The organism is Paenibacillus sp. NPDC057934 (genome assembly GCF_042887565.1).
Classification (GTDB): Bacteria; Bacillota; Bacilli; order Paenibacillales; family Paenibacillaceae; genus Paenibacillus_AQ.
Genome location: NZ_JBHVPB010000005.1, coordinates 26,996 through 47,938, shown reverse-complemented (window position 1 = coordinate 47,938; position 20,943 = coordinate 26,996). Strand labels below are relative to the sequence as shown.

The following is a 20,943-nucleotide window of genomic DNA, read 5'->3' as shown; positions in this document are numbered from 1 at the left end:
TTTCCATTAAAAGCAGTGCCAACGCCTTATGCGAAATTTCACTACCGAATGTGATTCCTTCTTCAAAAGACGTTTCGCTTACACCGCTACCTAATTTACTGAGGGGAGCCAAGAACATAAAAAAGCCAAGCAGCCACTCCAAAATAAACTAGGGAATGACTGTTTGGCTTTTGTTTCTACAAATTTTAGAAAGATAGGCTGGCCTGTTTCACTGAAGCCAACTCGCCGCGGCATTCATTGACGCCTGCTTGCGTGATTTTCACCTGGCATAGCTCACCTTGCAGGGAATCATCGCCTTCAAAGAAGACCTGCAAATAATTGTCGCTGAAACCATGCTGTGTACTCCGGCCTGGAGCATCCTTCGCAGACCGCTCGGGAATCACATTCAGCGTCTGGCCAACAAACTTCTGTGCGTACGCCAGTTGCATTTCCTCGGATAAGTCAATCAGTTCCTGCACACGGGCATTCTTGATCTCTTCATCCACCTGATTATCCATGCGGGCAGCTGGTGTACCTGTCCGTTTGGAGTAAGGGAATACGTGCATTTCCGAGAAATTGACCGCCTTCATGAAATCATAGCCGGCACGGAACATTTCATCGGTTTCTCCCGGGAATCCAACAATGACATCAGTTGTAATACCGACATCCGGCATGGCCTGACGAATCAGCTGCATTTTGGCGTAGTATTCTTCGGTTGTATACTTCCGGCGCATCGTCTTCAGCACATGGTTATGTCCGGCTTGCAGCGGGATGTGCAGATGACGGCACATTTTGGAGGAACGGTTCAGCACTTCAAGCAGCTTCTCGTCAATTTGACTGGCTTCAATGGAAGAAATCCGTACGCGCTCCAGTCCATCTACCTTGTCCAGCTCCCAGAGCAGATCGGATAGACGATAGTTGTCGAGGTCATCCCCATAGCCTCCGGTATGAATACCGGTCAGTACGAATTCTTTGTAACCGGATTCCACAAGCTGATGTGCCTGAGTGACAATGCTCTTCGGATCACGGCTGCGCGACAGTCCGCGCGACCAAGGAATTATACAGAAGGTGCAGAAGTTATTGCACCCGTCTTGAATCTTCAGGAACGCCCGTGTCCGGTCAGCAAAGGCCGGTACGTCCATTTCCTCAAACTCACGGGTCTTCATGATATTGCGAACCGCATTCACCGGCTGGCGCGACTGCAGAATATTCTTCACATGCGTCATGATCTGATCCCTGTCCTGGTTACCGATAACTAGATCGACACCCGGAATATCAAGAATCTCCCCTGGGGACGTCTGCGCATAGCAGCCCGTAACGGCTACGATAGCCTCAGGGTTGCGGCGTACAGCGCGGCGGATCATCTGGCGGCTCTTCTTATCACCAGTATTGGTGACAGTACAAGTATTGATCAGATACACATCGGCGGTACTCTCGAAATCCACCTGCTCGTAACCTTCATTTTTGAACAGCTGCCAGATGGCTTCGGTATCATAGAAATTAACTTTGCAACCCAACGTATAAAACGCTACGGATGACATCTCTTAAGCTCCCCCCATTTCTCCAGATTCATATAACAGGCATGCTGCAGCTACCATTCCTGCCGTCTCACAGCGCAGGATGCGTCGTCCAAGACCCACAGGCACGGCTCCGGCTGCCTCTGCTTTCGCGGCCTCATCGACTGTAAAGCCACCCTCAGGTCCAACTACCACCATTATTTTGACAGTAGACTGGTCCTTCAAGGCTTCAAGCTTTGGACCCGCGGCGCTACGCAGTTGCAGGCCCTCTTCCTTCTCATAGCAAAAATACACGGCATCATATTCCGCAAACGATTGCAGCAAAAGCTTCCACGATATCGGAGGCTCTACCGGAGGGATGATGTTCCGGTGGGCCTGCTCTGCGGCTTCCTTACAGATTTTGCGCCACCGTTCCAACCGTTTGCCTTCCTTACGTTCGTCATACTGCACAATGGTGCGCTCTGACAGGAACGGCTGAAAGGACACGGCACCGATCTCAGTACATTTCTGGATCACAGTCTCCATCTTGTCGCCTTTAGGAAGGCTTTGGGCTACTGTGATCTTGACGCGCGGTTCATGCGTCATCTCCAGGACTTCCACTACATTCGCTGTAACTTCTCCAATTTCAATCTGAACAATTTCAACCAAGGCTTCACGGGAGGACCCATCGCTGACAATCAGCTTGTCCCCTTCCTTGCCGCGCATGACCTTGGCGATATGGCGAGCATCCTCGCCGCCGATAGTTACGGTATCGCCGCTAAACTGCTCCGGTATCACAAAATATCGCTGCATCGTATCAACATCCTGTTCGTTATTCAGGCGCCGGGGGACGCAAGTTCTGCCTCTACAGGCCAGCCCCCGCCATCCGGCGCAACATATGATATGCCTTCTTTACACCAAAAACCATCATACAACTTTTGCCATGCTGTGACCAGCCTTATTGCCCGGCTTTAACTGCCGAACATCCAGAGGAACATTTTTAGAAAACCTCGAGTCATTTGATCTCCCCAAATATGCAGCGGAGTAATCGTGTACACTCTCAATGCCGGAATAAATAGAATCAGCAGGAAAATCAGGCTTCCCCACTGCTCATACTGCTGCAGCCGCCCGCGGATCGAACGTGGGGCCAGATCTTCTACAATCCGGTAGCCGTCCAGTGGTGGCAGCGGAATCAGGTTGAACAGGAACAAGAAGAAGTTCCACTGAATGAACATGCCGAAGAACAAATACACGGCCTGAAGCAACCGGACATTGGTAATAGCTTCGATCGTACCCGTCGCCAGAAGCGCCGCGTAGATCAACGTTCCGAGAATCGCCAGTAACAAGTTACTGATTGGTCCTGCAATAGACACAATAATCCCCATCAGGCGGGGGTTTTTGAAGTTGTCCCGATTAACCGGAACGGGCCGCGCCCAACCGAAACCGACCAACAACATCAAAATAACACCCAGGAAATCAAAATGAACGGCAGGGTTCAGCGTCATCCGTCCCAGTAGCCGTGCTGTGGGATCGCCGAATTTATTCGCAAAATAAGCATGTGCAAATTCATGCACGGTAAATGCGATCAATAGTGTGATCAAAAAAAACGGTAACTGTTCAAGCGGTATACTAATAAAATTTCGCAAAAAATCCATCTTTACCTCTTTCCGGCTGTAAATGCCACCCAATCTTCTTCACGGGTAATTTCGATAATCTCAAAGCCGGAGGCCGTCAGTGCCTGCGACACCAGACCTTCCTTGTCCTTATAAATGCCGGAGGTAATGTAGATGCCGCCCGGCTTCAGCGCCCGGTAAACATCATCTGTGAACAGCACGATAATCTCTGCGAGAATGTTAGCTACCACAATTTGCACTGGCAGCGTAACGCCAAGACTGTCACCGGCAGGATTAGCTTTAGACTGTACAGAGGCATTGGCTTCTGGTCTTGCCGATGGCCACATATCTCCCGCCGCTGTATCAGCGGCCTTTTCGCCGCCCAGCAGCGACAGCAAGTCGCTTTCTTTTACAGTAATGAACTGTTCAAGCCGATTTAGCGCCACATTCTCCACCGCGCTCTCCACGGCAACGGGATCAAGATCCAGCGCCAGCACAGAACCTGCGCCCAGCAGCATCGCGCCAACAGCCAAAATGCCGGACCCGGTGCCGACATCAATGACTTCTTCACCGCCGGTGATATTCTTCTCCAGCGCCCGCAAGCATAAAGCTGTCGTGGGATGTGTGCCCGTACCAAAGGCCATACCAGGATCCAACTCAATGATCTTTTCGTTCGGGCTTTCTGGTGTATACTCTTCCCACGTCGGTTTGATGGTCAAGCGCTCCGATACGCGCAGTGGCTTGAAATACTCTTTCCAGGCATGCGCCCATTCTTCTTCATCCACAGTTTTCCAGGAGATTAGAGCCTTGCCCGGATCAATGCCATATTCCCGCAGTTCCTCTACACGGGGAGTCAACTCTGCAATCACTCCATCCATGTCCACAGATTCTGCATAGTACCCTTTAATTACTGCTTCCCCTTCGGGGATATCATTCAGCGGCTCATCATACAGTTCGCCGTAACGGGTATCCCGCACTTTGCCCAGTATGCCGGATTCCTCGATGGAAACACCGCCAGCGCCTGCTTCATATAAAAAATTAGATATCATTTCTTGCGCTTCTTCGGTTGTATGTATCGTTACTTCATGCCATAACATCTTGTTGGAATCCTCCTTAAATTTGCGAACATTACCAGTATAACATTTCTCCTTGCCTGAGCGCCAAACTGCACGCATAGACACGCTTAACCTTGACTCCTGCAGAAACAGTCCAGGGTATGGTCATTCACCATGCCGGAAGCCTGCATAAAGGCATAACAAATGGTGGTGCCGACGAATTTCATGCCCTTCTTCTTCAGCGCACTGCTCATGTCATCAGATTGCGGGGTGCTGGCAGGCACTTCTGCCCTGCTCTTCCAGTGATTCAGGACGGGCGTTCCGCCGACAAAGCTCCATACATAACTTGAAAAGCTGCCTTCCTCCCGGCTAATCTCCTGATACACACGCGCATTATTGATCACGGATAGAATCTTCAACCGATTGCGGATAATCCCGGCATCCTGCATCAGCTCGGCGATTTTCGACTCATCATAAGCGATAATCTTCTCAGGATCGAAACCGTCAAACACTGTCCTGAAGCGCTCCCGCTTTTGCAGCACCGTAAACCAGCTTAGCCCTGCCTGCATTCCCTCCAGCATCAACAGTTCGAACAACGCCCTATCGTCATACAAGGGTTGTCCCCATTCCGTATCATGATAAGCGATATACAAGGGATCAGCGGTGACCCAATCACATCTTTTAATCGTCATCTCCTCCTCTCTCTCTCTCTTTAATATCGTGGTGTCTCATAGACTCCTTCTTTTGCCCTGCCTTGGCAACGTCTTCTTAATGTATACGAAAAAAAGGGAAGAACACAAGGTTCTCCCCATTAAAATAAGGTTAATATATAGATTAAACTTAGAATTTTTACATGGGCTAAGGTCATCATTGCGAAAAATGTTTGGACTTCCGGCCGCTGTTGTCTCCAGATTTCTTGGGATTATACCGCTATTCGCGGATAAAATCCGGAGAGCTTATGCTTCCGATGCGAGCTTTCCTGCGGAAAGCTTTCAGGCGGACGCTAACGCTCCTACAGTTCCAAAATTCCCCTACATTCCTCTCCCCTTGTGATAATTTTTAGTTCAATCTATTCAACGGCCCGCACTAAGGCTGCAGCTGCACCCGGGTCTCTTTGTCCGGATCGTCGGTCGTGTAGTAGAACATATAGAGAGAGGCTTCCTTCTCTTTAAAACCCTTATAGACATCAATAGCCTTATTATTGCCATCACCGGAAAAGTTGACTGTTACCGGTTTGCCTATAATTCTATCGGCGCCAAGATTAATATGGGTCTGGTTAATACCGCCAAAATGAGCATCCTCACTTCCGGTCTCCACATACAAGTCCTCACCCTGCATGTAGTACGTCCAATGAACGGGATAACCGCCAACCTCACTGTTCAACGTCTGCTTTTTATTGGAGATGTCAGTCAAGAGAACCGGTATTTTGTCATCTTGATGGGTCGTAACTTTATATTTTCCTACAAAAGTAATCGGTGTCTCCTTGGTAATTACCAGATCCGAAGGCAACTCGAACTTGTAGCTACGCAAGTAGGGATCATCCTTGGGCGAACGGTACAACCCGCCTTCAAGAGTCCGTCCATTGACTTCAAGAGAGATTTTTTGATACGGTATATCCGCGAACCCTTTGACCTTAGATCGTACGGCCACCCGGATTTGGGTAGGAGTCACCACCATTTTCTCAATGATATGATTGTCATCGCCAGATTCTAGCGGAAGATTCAGCGCCGTCTTGATCGTTCCGCTCTCCATTTGCTTTTTACTCAACTGCAGGTCAAATTTCCAAGGTCCGTCTATATTTTTTTCCACCTTGGTATATTGCAGTTTGTAGGTCGTCTGTCCCGCAGGCAAGTCACTACGTTTAAAATATTGCTGGGTTGTATATTCGCCATGATCCCCCGGCTGACCGTAGGTACTTCCAGACAGTGCGTGCAGCGTCTTTCCTTGGACAACTGGCGTAATCTGCGGAAAAGCCCAGGCTTTGGCTTCAGTCTGATCGAAAGTAATCGCCGAGGAGAAAAGTATTTTATCCACGCTTTGCTTGAAAGCCTTGACCTCGATCTTTTGCAGGCCGTCCTTGCCGATCTGGAAGCTCTGTACCTGCTCGGAACTACTATCCAGTTGCAAGTTTTCTTCCTGCTGACTGTACAACTGAAGAATATCCGCTGTCAGCGTAACCTTCGCCGTCTCCTGCTGCGGGGACCAATCACTCTCGAAATAACCGTTATATCTCTGATTCTTCTCATCCCACTGCAGATAGCTAAATTCTCCTTCGCTATTCTTTCCATGCTCATCCTTCAGGCTCAAGTCCTTAAGATCCCAGAACTCGGTATCCACTCGTTTCCCCACATCCAAGTTGTACAAGATGACCGTCCGGTTCTCATCCACAATCGCCGTGCGAAGTGTTAGCGTAACACCGTCCCTGCTGATCGTCTGCCCCAGTGACTGACCCCTATTCTGATCCAGAACGGCCTGAAGTCCCCCTTTGTCCTGCAACAGGTTGCCCCAATCATAATGAATGGCGGCATACACTGGAGCTGCGGCAAGCAGTGCACTGAGGGAAGCAGCCATTGCAATTCTGCGCCAGCTTTTGTGGCGGCGTGTAGATACACGGGCCGGTATAGAATCCACCACGGCTGAGGTATGCCCTGCTTCCTCCATCCTGCTCCACATGTTCTCAAAATCAGGATAAGGCACGTTCTCATCCTTATTTAATTGACGCTTTAGCGTAGGCTCTATTTTGTCCATAAGCTTCTTCCTCCCTGTCTTGGGTGTGCACCCCTGCTTCCAGCAGAATGCCTTTCATTAATCGCAGTCCCTTGTGCAGTCTGGATTTCGTCGTTCCCAAGGGGATCGACAACAAGCCAGAAATCTCTGTTAGACTGAAATCATGCATGTAACGCAGTGTCACTACTGCCCTGATTTTGTCAGGCAGACGCTTCATATACCCTGCCCATTCCACTGTGGATTCCCGTTCCTCCGCCAGCCGGTCTACAGGCTTCTCTTCATTGCCTGTAAACAAATATGGGTGATCTGCAACCTTCTCATTCAGGCTGCGCCGTCGTCGCAAGTGATTCAGACAATGGTTGACTGTTATTTTCATGATCCAGGCCCGTAAATGCTCGATATGTTCCCGATTGCTGCGGAAGACTGTAATGAATACTTCCTGTGTCAGGTCCTCCGCATCTGCCGCATTATGCACCATGTAGTAGCAGGTTCGATACACATCCCTGTTAAAGGCTTCGAATAGCTCCCGATTGCTCTCCAATGTTCCCCCTCCTCTCTCGTCTCGGATATCTATATAACAATTGAACCGCCCAAAAGGTTCACTCAGAATATGCAAAGAAACAAGTAGAAACGGCTTTGCCGTCCTCTACGGGACGGTATCCGTTTCAGCGAGAAATACAAGAATGATTTATAGTGTAAAACATAAAAATTCTTATATTTTAAAACAAAGAGGGCAAGCGCTCTGCTTGTCCTCCATCGGTTCGAATATGTATGCCACAGCATTCACCATTTATTTCTTGGAGTTGTAATCGCCGATCCTGATTCCCCAGACACTGTCCTTGCGGTACGCAGCTGCCCCCTGCAATGCCGGAAGTCTGGTATCCTGCGGATAATGCTGCTCCAAGTAAGAAGCGAACGTACTCCGTAGCCCTAGCTCATTTTCCAGCTTGTTGAACTCATTGGGATGATTCTCCAGCTCCGCCAAAGCCTCTTCCCAGCGGCTAAGATCAGCGTTAGAGGATTGACCATCGCCAATCTTTTGCGCCAGCTCACGCAGTTCACGGTAGGCAAGCTTGACGCTGGAAGAATAGCGCTGCTTCTGATTAAGATAGGTGAGTAGTGCGATCACCAGCACGAGTCCGCCCCATAATATGATGTTGTCCATTGTCTCTCCTCCAGATTCTGCAACAAATTCTCTGATAGCAAGGGATGCGACACGCTAACCAGGAAGACCATACTTTTCAATCCAACCCTCAATCGATTTCTCAAACTTGTTCCGGGTCATGATTTCATGCGTAATGAAATGTCCTTTAATTTTCAAAATCAAATATGAAAGCGAATTCAATCATTCAACCAGAACTGCTGAAGTTTCTGGATATCCTGAAGGACGAACTGATCCGGCAGATCTTCCTGACTGGAGCAGGCGGAAAACTTATAAGCACTGTTAATATCATAGGTTTTGAAATAGTAAGTCCCAGCGTCAGGCGAGAGTCGGGCTGAGCCATCAGGGTGCTTGCGTACAGAGAATGAGGTCAAGGGGTGGGATAGCCCGCTGCCGAGCGCTTTTACATAAGCCTCCTTCAACGTCCATATCTCGTAAAAATAATCGGTCCGCGCTTCCTCCGGCCGCAACATTAAATCCTCATATTCCTCGTCTGAGAAGAAACGTTCCGCGATAGTCAAGTCGATGGGCCGGATCTCTTCGATATCCACTCCAAGTCTGCCTGTTCCATAAATCAAGGACACCCACTTACCCGAATGAGAGACATTGAAGGAAAAACTCTCTTCGCCTTCCAGATGTGGCTTTCCATACTCATTCTTCTGAAAATGAATTTCCTGATTGGGAATACCCCGTTCCTGGCGAATCAATGTCCGAACCAGAATTTCTCCAAACAGGGAGCGGTAAGCATCCTCAAGACGCAAGAATCTGCCGATCCCATTACGGCGTTGCACCGAAACCTTGGACTTCCAGAATTCATATGTATTACTGTCTAGCTTACCGGGAATTTCCAATACTACAATTTGCGACAATATCATCACCCAGCTTTATGTTTATTGAGCACTACTCCTTTTGATTATACACCCCTAACACGCAAAAAAGCCCCATCAAGTGGGGCAATTTCTAATATTTTCTTTTACTTTTTCTTCAAAATCTCGTGCAGTTGCCGCTTATCAGCTTCCAACGATCGCTCCTGAGCTTCCAAATCATCATGATCTGCTTCTGCTGCTGAGAATTCAACATCCTCCGCTTTGGCTTCGTACAACATCTTCTGCTTCTCTGTCTTGGAGAAAATTTTGGAGTTCTCTCTATCCATCTTGGCCTCACACTCCTTTCAGATTTAGTCATGCTACCTATCGTTTAGATAAAGCCGCCAGCTTCCTCAATCAGACGTAGCGCTCTGTCATACGAGTCCGATTCCACCACTACGGTCAATAAAATATCTCTGCCCGTGGGACCGCCATCCCCCCCGTGGCTCATTCCGCTGGCACTGGTATCCGCTGCTGCAAGGATGCCGGTATGGTTACGGTCGGCGGTCATTGAAGCCATGCCGGCAATATTCCCAGTGACCGGATTAATGCTTTGGACCGGACCGTTTCCACCATATTTGCTAAAGCGGTCGATCGAGAGCTCAACTACCCGCAGCGCTTGCAACTTTCTGGAGACCCCCTCAGCTTCCTCCGGGCTTTTAAAATAGGACAAAATAAAACGTTCCGGCATGATATCCCCGCTTTCCATTGTAATCAAGCTCCGCATGCTGCTAAGGTTATATTGTCTTAACTCCCCTGAGTTTATGCTTCTATTCCAATACAAAAAAACAGCAGGCCGGAGGATAACCTCCGGCCTGCTGCCTATAGAGCAAATATGCATCAGTCCCCGCGGAACGCGCGCTTCATACGGTCAAAGAAGGATTGCTCCTGCTCATGCGTATTCTCCCCGTTGTGGGACGCGAACTGGCGCAGCAAGTCTTTCTGCTCTTCACTCAGCTTGCTTGGCGTGACTACGATGACTCTGACATGCTGATCACCCTGGCCGTTACCACGCAAGCGTGGTACACCCTTGCCCTTCAGACGGAAGAAAGTACCCGTTTGCGTCCCAGCTGGGATCTTGAGCTTAACTTTCTCAGTCAAAGTCGGGATCTCAATCTCGTCACCGAGTGCTGCCTGAGCAAAGGTAAGCGGTACCTCGCACAGAATATCATCATTCTCGCGCTCAAAGAAATCATGCGGCTTCACACGGATAACAATGTACAGGTCGCCCGCAGGGCCGCCGCGTAAACCGCCTTCACCTTCACCAGTCATACGCAGTTGTGCGCCGTCATCGACACCAGCTGGAATGCGAACATGAATCTTGCGCTGCTTCTTCACCTTACCGTTGCCGGCGCAAGTGGTACATTTCTCTTTAATGACTTTACCGGTCCCGCTACAATTCGAGCATGGACGACGGTTGCGCATTTGACCGAGTGGCGTATTCTGTACGAACTCCTGCTGACCGCTACCGCGGCAGACCGAACAAGTCTCAGGCTTTGTACCCGCCTTAGCACCGGAGCCAAAGCAGGTGTCGCAGTTCTCGGTACGCGGAATTGTGATGTCGGTTTCTTTGCCAAACACCGCTTCCTTGAACTCAATGGTCATTGTATACTGCAAATCACCGCCGCGCTGCGGGGCGTTAGGATCACGACGTCCGCCGCCACCGAAGAACATATCGAAGATATCGCCTAGACCTCCGAAGTCTCCACCACCGCCGAAGCCGCCACCACCCATACCCTGGTTAGGGTCGATATGGCCGTACTGGTCATATCTTGCACGCTGCTGACCATCACTCAGAACGTCATAGGCTTCCTTCACTTCCTTGAATTTAGCCTCGGCATCGCTGGCTTTGTTCACGTCCGGGTGATACTGGCGGGCCAGCTTACGATAGGCTTTCTTGACCTCGTCGTCTGAAGCATCTCTTCCAAGGCCCAGTACTTCATAATAATCGCGTTTATCTGCCAATGCATTCACCTCCGTACCTCTGATTCCGCCCAACAATTAATTCTATTCCTCTATCTGTTCAGACGGTGCATACACTTAACCCTGTTACATGTAAAAGGAAAGCCAAAACACGGGATGACCCGGTTTTGACCTTCCCCCACTTACGACACTTATCGTCTAAGGTTACCCTTGATTCTTCTCGTCGTCAACAACTTCATAATCCGCATCTACTACATTGTCCTTCTTAGACGCGCCTTCAGGAGCGCCTTCGCCGCCGGCAGCACCTTGCTCAGCTGCTGCTTGCTCGTACAGCTTCACGGACAACTGTTGAACGATCTCGTTCAACGCTTCTGTAGCCGCTGTGATTTCTTCAAGATTGTCGGTTTCAATAGCCGCTTTTACCTTGTCTTTAGCTTCATTAGCCTTCTCAACTTCGGAAGAGTCGGCCTTGTCACCAAGATCCTTGATTACTTTCTCAGTGGAGTACACGAGTTGGTCAGCATTGTTCTTCGCTTCTACCAGTTCCTTACGCTTGCGGTCTTCCTCAGCGTGCAGCTCGGCATCCTTCATCATTTGTTCAACTTCAGCATCGCTCAAGCCGCTGGAAGAAGTAATGGTGATCTTCTGGCTCTTGTTGGTGCCTTTATCGGTAGCCGATACGTTCACGATACCGTTCGCATCGATGTCAAAAGTAACTTCGATTTGCGGTACACCACGTGGTGCCGGTGGAATCTCGTTGAGCATAAAGCGTCCCAGCGTTTTGTTACCGTTCGCCATTTGACGCTCACCTTGCAGAACGTGAATTTCCACGCTTGGCTGGCTGTCAGCAAAGGTCGAGAACACTTGAGATTTGCTTGTAGGGATCGTTGTGTTGCGCTCGATCATCTTCGTGAAGACGCCGCCCGCAGTTTCGATACCCAGGGACAATGGAGTTACGTCAAGCAGGACTACGTCTTTAACGTCGCCTGTCAGAACGCCCGCTTGAACAGCAGCACCAAGGGCTACCACTTCGTCCGGGTTAACACCTTTGTGAGGCTCTTTGCCAGTAAGTTTCTTAATGGCATCTTGTACAGCAGGAATCCGTGTAGATCCGCCTACGAGTACGATTCTTGTAAGGTCAGCAGGAGTCATGCCTGCATCGCTCAATGCTTGACGTGTTGGGCCCAAAGTACGTTCTACCAGACCAGCAGTCAACTCATCGAACTTAGCGCGAGTCAAGTTAAGCTCCAAGTGCTGAGGTACGCCGTCAACCACAGTGATGAACGGAAGGGATACTGTAGTTGTAAGTACGCCGGACAATTCTTTCTTCGCTTTCTCAGCAGCGTCTTTGAGACGTTGTACAGCCGCTTTATCTTTGCTCAGGTCGATGCCTTGTTCTTTCTTGAATTCAGCTACGAGGTAATTCATAACTACTTCGTCAAAGTCATCGCCACCAAGTTTGTTATCCCCACTTGTAGCTTTTACTTCGAAGAAACCATCGCCCAGTTCAAGGATAGATACATCGAACGTACCACCACCAAGGTCATAGACAAGGATCGTTTGATCTTCGGATTTCTCCAGACCATAAGCCAAAGCTGCAGCAGTTGGCTCGTTCACGATACGCAGAACTTCCAGGCCTGCGATTTTTCCCGCATCCTTGGTAGCTTGACGTTGGCTGTCATTAAAATAAGCAGGAACGGTGATAACCGCTTGAGTAACGGTTTGGCCAAGATAAGCTTCTGCATCGGACTTTAGCTTTTGCAGAATCATAGCCGAGATTTCTTGTGGAGAGTAATCTTTAGCATCAATGCTTTCTTTATGGTTCGTACCAATATGGCGTTTAATCGAACTGATTGTACGATCAGGGTTGGTGATCGCTTGACGTTTAGCTGTTTCTCCGACGATACGCTCGCCGTCTTTCTTGAAGCCTACAACCGAAGGGGTTGTGCGCGCGCCTTCCGGATTCGGGATAACAACGGCTTCGCCGCCTTCCATAACGGCAACGCAAGAATTGGTGGTTCCAAGGTCAATACCGATAACTTTACTCACTGTAATTTGCCTCCTCAAAATGTAATGGAGCATTCGCCCCGTTTGAATTTTTCTCTTTGTGTACCCAATCCCATCGATTCAAGAAGCAGACCGGCTGCGAATAGCACAGTTGCTTCACTTCGCGGGCCAAAGCTATCCCCGCTTATATAGACAGGCTACATGCTGACTTTGACCATGGCTGGACGAAGGACTTTATCTTTCAGGAGATAGCCCTTTTGGACCTCTTCCGTCACGATACCCTCTTCGTGCTCCTCGCTCTCAACCTGCATAATAGCTTGATGATATTCAGGGTTAAAAGGCTGTCCCACCGATTCCATCGCTGTAAGCCCCTCCGACTTTAATACCCCATCCAGTTGACGGAAAATCATGTTCACGCCTTTCGTGAACGCCTCAGTCTCAGGACCGGCAGGTGCGGTAACCAAGGCCCGGTCGAAATTGTCCAGAACCGGAAGCAATTCGTTGATGAGCTTGGAGGTGGCGTATTGCGCCAGTTCTTCTTTCTCTTTCTGGGTGCGGCGGCGGAAATTGTCAAAATCGGCTTGTACACGAAGTACACGTCCCTGCAATTCATCAGCCAGTGTTTGCATACGAGCTGCATCCCCGGCTTCTTCTGCCGATACAGTACCGGCCTCCGAGACAGTTTCCTCAGTCGCTTGTTCTTCATTAATAACATTTTCATTCAATTCATTCGGATCTTGAACTTGTTCCTCTTTCAAGTTGTCTTCACCTCCTTAAAATCATCACGAAAAACATTATGGCTCTGTTCACTTATACCAGTGTGCCAGCATCGCTGTCAAATCTCGGGATAAAATGCCCAGGATGCCCATTACCCTCGCGTATTCCATTCGGGTAGGGCCGAGAATACCAATGCTCCCCAGCGCTTGACCATCAAGGGAATAAGTCGCTGTAATAAGACTACAATTCGCAAAAGCTTCATGGTCGTTCTCGGTTCCTATCCGTACCTGAATACCAGGTCCGCCAGGTACAGGCGACATCATCTTAAGCAGCGTAGGCGTCTCTTCCAAGAGATCAAGAATGTGCTTGACCTTGTCGACATCCTTAAACTCTGGCTGGGTCAGCATATTCGTGGCCCCGCTCAGATAAATCCGCTGCTCATTCTCACTATCAAGCGCGGTATCAAGCATCTTCATCAGCTCTTCATAATGGGAGATATGGCGCTGCATTTCCTCGCCAAGCTCGGTATAGAGCTGGGTTTTGAGCTTGTAGAGCGGCACATTCTTCAGCTTGCTGTTCAGCAGATTGACGACCTTCTCGATCTCGGAGATTGAAATCTCCGGCGGAATATTGACCGTACGGTTCTCTACCTGTCCTGTGCTGGTGACAATGATCGCCACAGCGGTCTTATCGTCCAGGGGCAGCAATTGAAAATGGCGCAATGAAGTATGAAAAACCTCCGGTCCCAGAAGGATGGAAGTGTAATTCGTCATATTGGAAAGAATCATAGCCGCATGCTGGATGACCTGTTCCGTTGCATTCAGCTTCTCAGCAAAAAATGTACGGACTGTCCCCATCTCAGCGATTTCAGCAGAATTCCAAGGTACCAGATGATCCACGTAATAACGGTATCCCTTATGAGATGGAATTCGTCCTGCCGATGTATGAGGCTGTTCAAGATAGCCCAGTTCCTCCAGGTCGGCCATTTCATTACGGATGGTAGCAGGACTGTATCCTACGTCTCCCCGCTTAGAAATGCTGCGTGAGCCTACCGGCTCAGCCGAAGAGATATAATCGTCCACAATAGCATTCAGTATCATTCTCTGGCGATCGGTTAACATGGCATTCCCTCCTGTCCGCCTGTGGTTTCTGATTCGTTAGCACTCGACTTAGATGAGTGCTAACCACTATTACAAAAATACCAAACTGACATTAACATTGTCAAGTCAGTTCAGCATCTTGGGCAACTGCTTTTTTTTGCTACGTCGTGGTATTCTTCTTCATGAGATTGATCCTGTATTGATTTGAAAAAAAACACCGAACCGACATTGACAAAAGTCAAGTCAGTTCAGCATTTTAAGAACGGCTATTTCATCGCAGGCATGCTGCTTTTTACAATTCACACAATCGGTCCAGACCTTCTCCGGGAAGATCTCCTTCTCAACGATGGTAAATCCATTTCTCAGGAAGAAATCGACCGCATAGGTCAGTGCCATGATCTTCGGAATCTTCTGCCTTCTGGCTTCCTCGGTCAGCTTATCCACGATCAGGGAACCAATCCCTTTGCCTTTACATTCTGGACGCAGCCCCAGCGAACGAATCTCCACGAGGTCATTACCCAGCTTGCAGAGCGAGCCACAACCAACGAATCTGCCATCAATCTCTGCAATGACGAATTGGTCGATCTGGCGGGTCAAGGCTTGCCGGGATCGGGGCAGCATAATACCACTCTGTGCATATTCTTCTATCATCTGAAACAGTGGTTCAACATCTTCCACCGTGGCACTTCTGCATATAGCCCCTGTCTCCACCTGAGCGGAAACACTAGGCATCAATTCCGGTTTGGCAAGCACTCTAATTCACCCCTCGTTGATAATATGAATAAATATACAACAAGGTGAATTTGAATTCAAGAGTTATTTTAAAATTAAACCTCTGTCAGCGCGCCGACAAATTCGCCGAAAACATCGTTGCCAAACAGCACGCCCTGCTTGCTGAGACGGTAGCCGTCGCCCACTCGCTCAAGCAGGCCTGCATTCAGCATTTTATGCAGTGAACCAGCAAATATGTCCTCCATAGATTGCCCGAATTGCGCCCGGAATGATGCATCCGAGATTCCTTCGCGCATCCGCAGGCCCACCATCATAAAGTCCTCCATTGCTTCCTCTGGCGTTACCGGGTAGGAATCCAGACGGGGCAGTCCTTTGCTTGCAGCTTCAACATATGGATTAACGCCTTTAATATTGATATGCCGATTCCGGCCCACGTAACCATGTGCACCTGCACCAAGTCCGTAATAATCCTGATTGCGCCAGTACGTAATATTATGACGACTCTCCATACCCGGCTTGGCGAAGTTACTGATCTCATACTGCCCGTATCCGGCCTCTTCCATCTTCGACATCAGAAGCAGGTACATTTGCAGCTCATCCTCTTCATTAGGAAGCGGAAGCTTGTTCTTGTTAAAGAGAGTATGGAAAAGCGTGTTCTCCTCTACCTTGAGGCTATAAATAGAATAGTGCGGCAGTTCCAGCTCCAAAGCTTTGCGAATACTTTCAGCCAGCATATCGACAGTCTGGTTGGGCAAGCCAAACATCAGATCCACGGAAAGATTGTTCAGACCTACAGCACGCGCGTTCTCCAAACTCCGGTAAACATCGTCCACATTATGAATGCGGCCGATTCCGGTGAGCAGCTCATTCTGGAATGCCTGCACGCCGAAGCTAACCCGGTTGACGCCACCTTCCTTCATCACGGCCAGTTTGTCGATATCGGTGGTACCGGGATTGGCTTCCATCGAGAACTCGATATCATCGGCCCAATTCGGAAAATGTCTCCGCACTGAAGCCAAGAAATAAGCCATCTCATCTGGCTTCAACACAGTCGGCGTTCCGCCGCCTACAAAGATCGTCCGGATCACGCCGGGCGGAGTGATTTTAACCGTCTGCTCCATCTCTTGATCCAGCGCACGAAGATAGTCCATTACGGGCTGGTCCTTCAGAACATAGGAGTTGAAATCACAATAAAAGCACTTGTTCGTGCAAAAAGGGATATGAATATATACAGCCTCAGGGGGACGGCCGTGGGTTTGAGTTGTCATAGCTGTCTCCTTTGTTCTATCTAGGTTAGGTCAGGCGCTATGCCTGATCGTTAAAAAGTAAGAAGAAACGGCTGCACGCCCTCGCGTAAAGGACGGTACCCGTTTCTCATATAATATATGCCTGTTTAGTAGTACGAAGCATGAATGAGCCTTATGCTTTAGAAAAGGGAAGCCTGACGGCTTCCCTTACAGGATTGTTCTCATATGAATGAAGCATTTTGCTGTAATGACAGCGACCTACTCGTCGATCTTGAGTACCGCCATAAACGCTTCTTGCGGCACCTCTACGCTGCCGACCTGCTTCATACGTTTCTTACCTTCCTTCTGCTTCTCCAGCAATTTCCGCTTCCGCGAAATATCACCGCCGTAGCATTTGGCAAGGACATTCTTGCGCATCGCCTTAACGGTCTCACGCGAAACTACCTTTGTTCCGATCGTCGCCTGAATCGGCACCTCAAACATCTGACGCGGGATAATGCCGCGCAGCTTCTCGCAGATGATACGTCCACGGTTGTAGGCGCGGTCGCGGTGCACAATAAAGGACAGGGCATCGACCTGCTCGTTGTTGAGCAGGATATCCATCTTGACCAGATTCGAACGGCGGTAACCGGAAATCTCATAGTCAAAGGATGCATAACCCTTCGTGCCCGATTTAAGCTGGTCGAAGAAGTCATATACAATCTCGGACAGTGGAATCTGGTAAGTGATCGTGACCCGATTCGAATCCAGGTACTCCATGTTCACGAACTCGCCGCGCTTGTTCTGGCAAAGCTCCATTACCGTACCTACATAATCGTTCGGGACGATGATTGCAGCTTTGACATACGGCTCTTCAACGTAATCGATGGTGCCGACTTCCGGGTAATGCGACGGGTTGTCGATCTGAATCATTTCCCCGCTCGTCAGCATAATCCGGTAAATAACGCTTGGCGCCGTTGTAATGAGTGGCAGATTGAACTCACGTTCGATCCGCTCCTGAATGATCTCCATGTGAAGTAGACCCAGGAAGCCACAGCGGAAGCCGAAGCCGAGTGCGCTTGAGCTTTCCGGCTCAAAGCTGAGTGAGGCGTCGTTAAGTTGTAGTTTCTCCAGCGCTTCACGCAGATCATTGTAATCCGATGTTTCGATCGGATAAAGACCGCAATAGACCATCGGGTTGATTCTACGGTAACCTGGCAATGGCTCAAGTGTCGGATTCTTAGCATCCGTCACTGTATCACCGACACGGGTATCTCCAACATGCTTGATACCGGCCACGATAAAGCCTACATCACCTATATTTAGTTCATTGACAATGGTCATCCGTGGCATAAATGCGCCGACCTCAATAACTTCAAAGGTCTTGTCGGTAGCCATCATCTTGATCTTCGAGCCCGCACGGATACTACCGTCAATAACGCGGACATAGACGATAACGCCTTTGTACGGATCATAATGAGAGTCGAAAATCAGTGCCTTCAGCGGATCTGCCGAGCTGCCTGTTGGCGCCGGGACCTGCTTGACGACCTGCTCCAGAATTTCCTTGATGCCGATCCCTGCTTTGGCAGAAGCGAGTACTGCTTCACTGGCATCCAGGCCGATGACATCCTCGATTTCCTGCTTAACCCGCTCAGGGTCAGCACTCGGAAGATCGATTTTGTTGATAACCGGTAGAATCTCCAGATTGTTGTCCAGCGCCAGATATACGTTGGCTAGCGTCTGAGCCTCAATGCCTTGTGCCGCGTCCACAACCAGCAGCGCGCCTTCACAGGCAGCAAGGCTGCGGGAGACTTCATAAGTGAAGTCGACGTGTCCCGGTGTGTCAATTAGATTGAGCAGATATTCCTCACCGTCGTCGGCTTTGTAGCTTAGCCGAACAGCCTGCAACTTGATGGTAATCCCGCGCTCGCGCTCCAGATCCATCTGATCGAGTACTTGCTCCTGCATCTCACGCGAGCTCAGCGCACCCGTGTATTCCAGAATGCGGTCAGCCAGTGTCGATTTTCCATGGTCTATATGTGCAATAATCGAGAAATTGCGAATTTGTTGTTGTCTTTTCTGTACGTCAGTCATTCCTTACCCCCACAGACAGCCTATGTTAATCCATTTATTATAACAGTACAATCTTTCCCCAGCAATCCCGGGCTGGCGTAAGGAATAAAATCACAGTGAAACAGCAGAGAATACCCTCCCCATGGACGGAACATTCTCTGCCGTAAGTCGAGTCATGTAAATAAAGATTGTGAGAAACCAAGTTTGTCGCTGCAAAAAAACTGATTCCGGATCGACCTCTCACTCCGCTGAAGAAAACAACGAGACGACCCAGCGAATGCCTTTCTGCGAAGCCTCCTGCAACAGCCCTGCCGTCTTGTCAGCCAGCACATCCACCGTGGGCTTCTGCCCCTCCGGGACCAGGATTTGCTCCGGCGTCAAAGTCGTATTGTTGTACTCCTCCGTCTCCTGCTGCGGCTGATTATTCAGTGTCTGTGCCGTCGCGCCCGTCTCCGTGCGCACCGGGAGCGGCGTGTACGCTCCGGTTGCGGGATCGACCGCCATAGGAACGTAAACATAGGTTTGGGGAGCCCCCGTGCTGGGAGCAGGCTGCTGCCTTACTCCCCCAATCCCTGCTGCTGCCGGAATGTTCTGTGCGGCTTGTGTCCCGGAATCCCAGCCCGGAAGCACATCGGAAATTTTGGTCCCGCCCCCTCCGAATTGCATGCCAATCAGAATACCAATGCCAGCCCAGACAGCAACCATCGTCAGTTTTCTTCCGACTCGCGACATTTCCTCACCTTCTCTCCTTACGCTAAATTTAAGATGCCTTGTTCGTTAGGGGTTTACCGGCCGCCTGGCCTCCAGCTTCACCTGTTGTCTTGGTACTCTCGCCGGATGGTTCGCCCCCAGGCTGTGCAGTTGGAGCCGCTGTGGTGGGCGCAGTTACAGTCTGTGGCACATCGACCTTATCCGCCTTCTGATTCTTCCAATACACATCCGCAATGATATCTCCGAGAATTTCCGCAGTCCGTTTCAGTTCCTCCTCAGTGTTGTCAATCCCACCCACCTCTATGAGCACACTGTTGGGGGAAAGCGACTGGTTGTATTCTCCGTTCCCCTGACTAGAGGTCTTGCCCCAAATGCCCCTTGAAAGGCCAGGGTAGCTCTTCTCCAGCTCCTGATGAATCTTGTTCGCAAAAGCCTCGTTTTTCTTCCAATCTTTATTTTCATGCCCCAGAATAAAGTAGACTTGAGCATAACTTTTACCATCAATGACTGTCGTCGTTTTGCCATGCCGCTGTGAGTCACGGTGAATGTCGATGAGATCCGTCAGCTGATCATTACCCGCCAGAGCCGCCTTAACCGTGATCCGAGAATATTTATAAGAGAAGTTCCATTTGTAATCCTTCACCTTGGTGGCATAGTCTTCCTGAGAATGAATCGTGCCAATGCCATGCTCTTCAAGACGTTTGGCAATATATGAACCTACCACCATGACATTCTTCGAGGGGAGCGACGAACTGGGATTATCGCTCTGCGCTCCCAGCAAGGGGTTGAAAGCTTCCCGAGGATGAGAGTGATAGATCAGGACACGTTTGATTGAGGTGTCCTCTGTGCCGCTGTTTCCGCCACTTTTGCCACCTCCTCCATCTCCGCCTGTTTCCGGCGAAGGGGTGGCCACAGGTATATCCGGCACAGAGCCGTCGTCGCTGCCGGGATCTTCTGTCCCGTTGATTGCGGGAGGATCATGTTCCTGACCGCCCTCTTCTGAAGCTAGCTCATTTGTTCCGGGATGATAGTCCGCAGGCGCGCCCGCCACACCGCCGGAACCTTTGCGTAGTAGAAAAGGGTCATCCGCGCCCATTCCCGGCACCTCGCGGGCCAGAAGACTTTTGGGATCGCCAGGATTCACACTGGTCAGCAATTGAAACACAAATGATGTCACATTCTTAGGCGACAGTTCCTCCGCTTCCTTGCCTTGAGGCAAATGCGGAACCTCCATCCCCAGGATTTCCATGAAGAAACCGCTGGACAACGAGGCAGCAAGACCTTTCATAGAAGGAATGGGGGAAGAGTTCAACTTCTGTCCGGCGATTCCACCAGCGCCCAGCAGCATAAAGAAGACAAGTGAGCCTCCAGCCAGCAGCAGCATCGTTCTCCCCAGCGACAAAATATCCAGCACTTTTCCCCGCAGCCGGCCGATGTTCCATAGCTGAAACCATTTTTTGTTCATTATTGTTATGTCCTCCTCCAGCCCTCTGTAATCTCTTATACTTCAAATCTATGAGTAGAAGAGCGCTGCTAGAACCGAAAATAGAAGACAA

20 protein-coding genes are annotated in these 20,943 nt (G+C 49.7%); all 20 read right to left on the bottom strand.

All coding sequences use genetic code 11. The features are described 5' to 3' along the window. Nucleotides 1-185: 185 nt before the first annotated feature. A complete protein-coding gene (gene mtaB / locus ACFVRY_RS12560; RefSeq protein ID WP_387500541.1) occupies nucleotides 186-1,520 on the bottom strand; it encodes a tRNA (N(6)-L-threonylcarbamoyladenosine(37)-C(2))-methylthiotransferase MtaB in 1,335 nt (444 codons plus the stop codon). A gap of 3 nt (nucleotides 1,521-1,523) precedes the next feature. Beyond that, nucleotides 1,524-2,288, bottom strand: coding sequence for an RsmE family RNA methyltransferase (locus ACFVRY_RS12555; RefSeq protein ID WP_387500540.1), 765 nt, complete (start codon nucleotides 2,286-2,288; stop codon nucleotides 1,524-1,526). 158 nt (nucleotides 2,289-2,446) lie between these two features. Further along, nucleotides 2,447-3,130, bottom strand: coding sequence for a site-2 protease family protein (locus ACFVRY_RS12550; protein WP_387500539.1), 684 nt, complete (start codon nucleotides 3,128-3,130; stop codon nucleotides 2,447-2,449). Between the two features lie 2 nt (nucleotides 3,131-3,132). Then, on the bottom strand, nucleotides 3,133-4,185 hold the full coding sequence (gene prmA / locus ACFVRY_RS12545) for a 50S ribosomal protein L11 methyltransferase (protein ID WP_387500538.1): 1,053 nt from the start codon (nucleotides 4,183-4,185) through the stop codon (nucleotides 3,133-3,135). Between the two features lie 86 nt (nucleotides 4,186-4,271). Beyond that, nucleotides 4,272-4,835: a DNA-3-methyladenine glycosylase I gene (locus tag ACFVRY_RS12540; RefSeq protein ID WP_387500536.1), complete on the bottom strand. Its 564-nt coding sequence runs from the start codon at nucleotides 4,833-4,835 to the stop codon at nucleotides 4,272-4,274. Nucleotides 4,836-5,229: 394 nt separating this feature from the next. After that, a complete protein-coding gene (locus tag ACFVRY_RS12535; RefSeq protein ID WP_387500535.1) occupies nucleotides 5,230-6,891 on the bottom strand; it encodes a DUF4179 domain-containing protein in 1,662 nt (553 codons plus the stop codon). Beyond that, on the bottom strand, nucleotides 6,851-7,411 hold the full coding sequence (locus tag ACFVRY_RS12530; RefSeq protein WP_387500534.1) for an RNA polymerase sigma factor: 561 nt from the start codon (nucleotides 7,409-7,411) through the stop codon (nucleotides 6,851-6,853). Before ACFVRY_RS12530 ends, ACFVRY_RS12535 begins: the two co-directional genes overlap by 41 nt. A gap of 249 nt (nucleotides 7,412-7,660) precedes the next feature. After that, the gene (locus ACFVRY_RS12525) at nucleotides 7,661-8,035 is read right to left on the bottom strand and encodes a hypothetical protein (RefSeq protein ID WP_387500533.1); all 375 of its coding nucleotides are present in this window, start codon (nucleotides 8,033-8,035) and stop codon (nucleotides 7,661-7,663) included. Nucleotides 8,036-8,211: 176 nt separating this feature from the next. Then, nucleotides 8,212-8,901 (bottom strand): 4'-phosphopantetheinyl transferase family protein, encoded by a 690-nt coding sequence (locus tag ACFVRY_RS12520; protein WP_387500532.1) that lies wholly within the window; start codon nucleotides 8,899-8,901, stop codon nucleotides 8,212-8,214. Between the two features lie 104 nt (nucleotides 8,902-9,005). Beyond that, on the bottom strand, nucleotides 9,006-9,185 hold the full coding sequence (locus ACFVRY_RS12515) for a YfhD family protein (protein ID WP_066364322.1): 180 nt from the start codon (nucleotides 9,183-9,185) through the stop codon (nucleotides 9,006-9,008). 44 nt (nucleotides 9,186-9,229) lie between these two features. Further along, entirely contained in the window at nucleotides 9,230-9,589 is a 360-nt protein-coding gene (locus tag ACFVRY_RS12510) for a hypothetical protein (protein ID WP_387500959.1), read from the bottom strand. Between the two features lie 149 nt (nucleotides 9,590-9,738). After that, entirely contained in the window at nucleotides 9,739-10,863 is a 1,125-nt protein-coding gene (gene dnaJ, locus ACFVRY_RS12505; RefSeq protein ID WP_387500531.1) for a molecular chaperone DnaJ, read from the bottom strand. A gap of 162 nt (nucleotides 10,864-11,025) precedes the next feature. Next, complete coding sequence (gene dnaK / locus ACFVRY_RS12500) at nucleotides 11,026-12,870, bottom strand: molecular chaperone DnaK (RefSeq protein WP_387500530.1); 1,845 nt, start codon at nucleotides 12,868-12,870, stop codon at nucleotides 11,026-11,028. A 155-nt stretch (nucleotides 12,871-13,025) separates the two neighbouring features. Further along, nucleotides 13,026-13,586 carry a nucleotide exchange factor GrpE gene (gene grpE / locus ACFVRY_RS12495; RefSeq protein WP_387500529.1) on the bottom strand — a complete coding sequence of 187 codons (561 nt, stop codon included), beginning with the start codon at nucleotides 13,584-13,586 and terminating at the stop codon, nucleotides 13,026-13,028. A 48-nt stretch (nucleotides 13,587-13,634) separates the two neighbouring features. Continuing rightward, entirely contained in the window at nucleotides 13,635-14,666 is a 1,032-nt protein-coding gene (gene hrcA / locus ACFVRY_RS12490; protein WP_387500528.1) for a heat-inducible transcriptional repressor HrcA, read from the bottom strand. A 222-nt stretch (nucleotides 14,667-14,888) separates the two neighbouring features. Then, nucleotides 14,889-15,377, bottom strand: a complete 489-nt coding sequence (locus ACFVRY_RS12485; protein ID WP_387500958.1) for an N-acetyltransferase — start codon at nucleotides 15,375-15,377, stop codon at nucleotides 14,889-14,891. A gap of 95 nt (nucleotides 15,378-15,472) precedes the next feature. After that, complete coding sequence (hemW, locus tag ACFVRY_RS12480; RefSeq protein WP_387500527.1) at nucleotides 15,473-16,645, bottom strand: radical SAM family heme chaperone HemW; 1,173 nt, start codon at nucleotides 16,643-16,645, stop codon at nucleotides 15,473-15,475. Between the two features lie 237 nt (nucleotides 16,646-16,882). Next, nucleotides 16,883-18,697, bottom strand: coding sequence for a translation elongation factor 4 (lepA, locus tag ACFVRY_RS12475; protein ID WP_387500526.1), 1,815 nt, complete (start codon nucleotides 18,695-18,697; stop codon nucleotides 16,883-16,885). 219 nt (nucleotides 18,698-18,916) lie between these two features. Next, nucleotides 18,917-19,408 carry a hypothetical protein gene (locus ACFVRY_RS12470; RefSeq protein ID WP_387500525.1) on the bottom strand — a complete coding sequence of 164 codons (492 nt, stop codon included), beginning with the start codon at nucleotides 19,406-19,408 and terminating at the stop codon, nucleotides 18,917-18,919. A gap of 28 nt (nucleotides 19,409-19,436) precedes the next feature. Continuing rightward, nucleotides 19,437-20,852, bottom strand: a complete 1,416-nt coding sequence (locus ACFVRY_RS12465) for a stage II sporulation protein P (RefSeq protein ID WP_387500524.1) — start codon at nucleotides 20,850-20,852, stop codon at nucleotides 19,437-19,439. Nucleotides 20,853-20,943 lie beyond the last annotated feature (91 nt).

Coding starts and splice junctions, on each gene's coding strand:
- mtaB (WP_387500541.1), bottom strand. CDS start 1,520: ATGTCATCCGTAGCGTTTTATACGTTGGGTTGCAAAGTTAATTTCTAT.
- ACFVRY_RS12555 (WP_387500540.1), bottom strand. CDS start 2,288: ATGCAGCGATATTTTGTGATACCGGAGCAGTTTAGCGGCGATACCGTA.
- ACFVRY_RS12550 (WP_387500539.1), bottom strand. CDS start 3,130: ATGGATTTTTTGCGAAATTTTATTAGTATACCGCTTGAACAGTTACCG.
- prmA (WP_387500538.1), bottom strand. CDS start 4,185: ATGTTATGGCATGAAGTAACGATACATACAACCGAAGAAGCGCAAGAA.
- ACFVRY_RS12540 (WP_387500536.1), bottom strand. CDS start 4,835: ATGACGATTAAAAGATGTGATTGGGTCACCGCTGATCCCTTGTATATC.
- ACFVRY_RS12535 (WP_387500535.1), bottom strand. CDS start 6,891: ATGGACAAAATAGAGCCTACGCTAAAGCGTCAATTAAATAAGGATGAG.
- ACFVRY_RS12525 (WP_387500533.1), bottom strand. CDS start 8,035: ATGGACAACATCATATTATGGGGCGGACTCGTGCTGGTGATCGCACTA.
- ACFVRY_RS12515 (WP_066364322.1), bottom strand. CDS start 9,185: ATGGATAGAGAGAACTCCAAAATTTTCTCCAAGACAGAGAAGCAGAAG.
- ACFVRY_RS12510 (WP_387500959.1), bottom strand. CDS start 9,589: ATGCCGGAACGTTTTATTTTGTCCTATTTTAAAAGCCCGGAGGAAGCT.
- hrcA (WP_387500528.1), bottom strand. CDS start 14,666: ATGTTAACCGATCGCCAGAGAATGATACTGAATGCTATTGTGGACGAT.
- ACFVRY_RS12485 (WP_387500958.1), bottom strand. CDS start 15,377: ATGCCTAGTGTTTCCGCTCAGGTGGAGACAGGGGCTATATGCAGAAGT.
- hemW (WP_387500527.1), bottom strand. CDS start 16,645: ATGACAACTCAAACCCACGGCCGTCCCCCTGAGGCTGTATATATTCAT.
- lepA (WP_387500526.1), bottom strand. CDS start 18,697: ATGACTGACGTACAGAAAAGACAACAACAAATTCGCAATTTCTCGATT.
- ACFVRY_RS12470 (WP_387500525.1), bottom strand. CDS start 19,408: ATGTCGCGAGTCGGAAGAAAACTGACGATGGTTGCTGTCTGGGCTGGC.
- ACFVRY_RS12465 (WP_387500524.1), bottom strand. CDS start 20,852: ATGAACAAAAAATGGTTTCAGCTATGGAACATCGGCCGGCTGCGGGGA.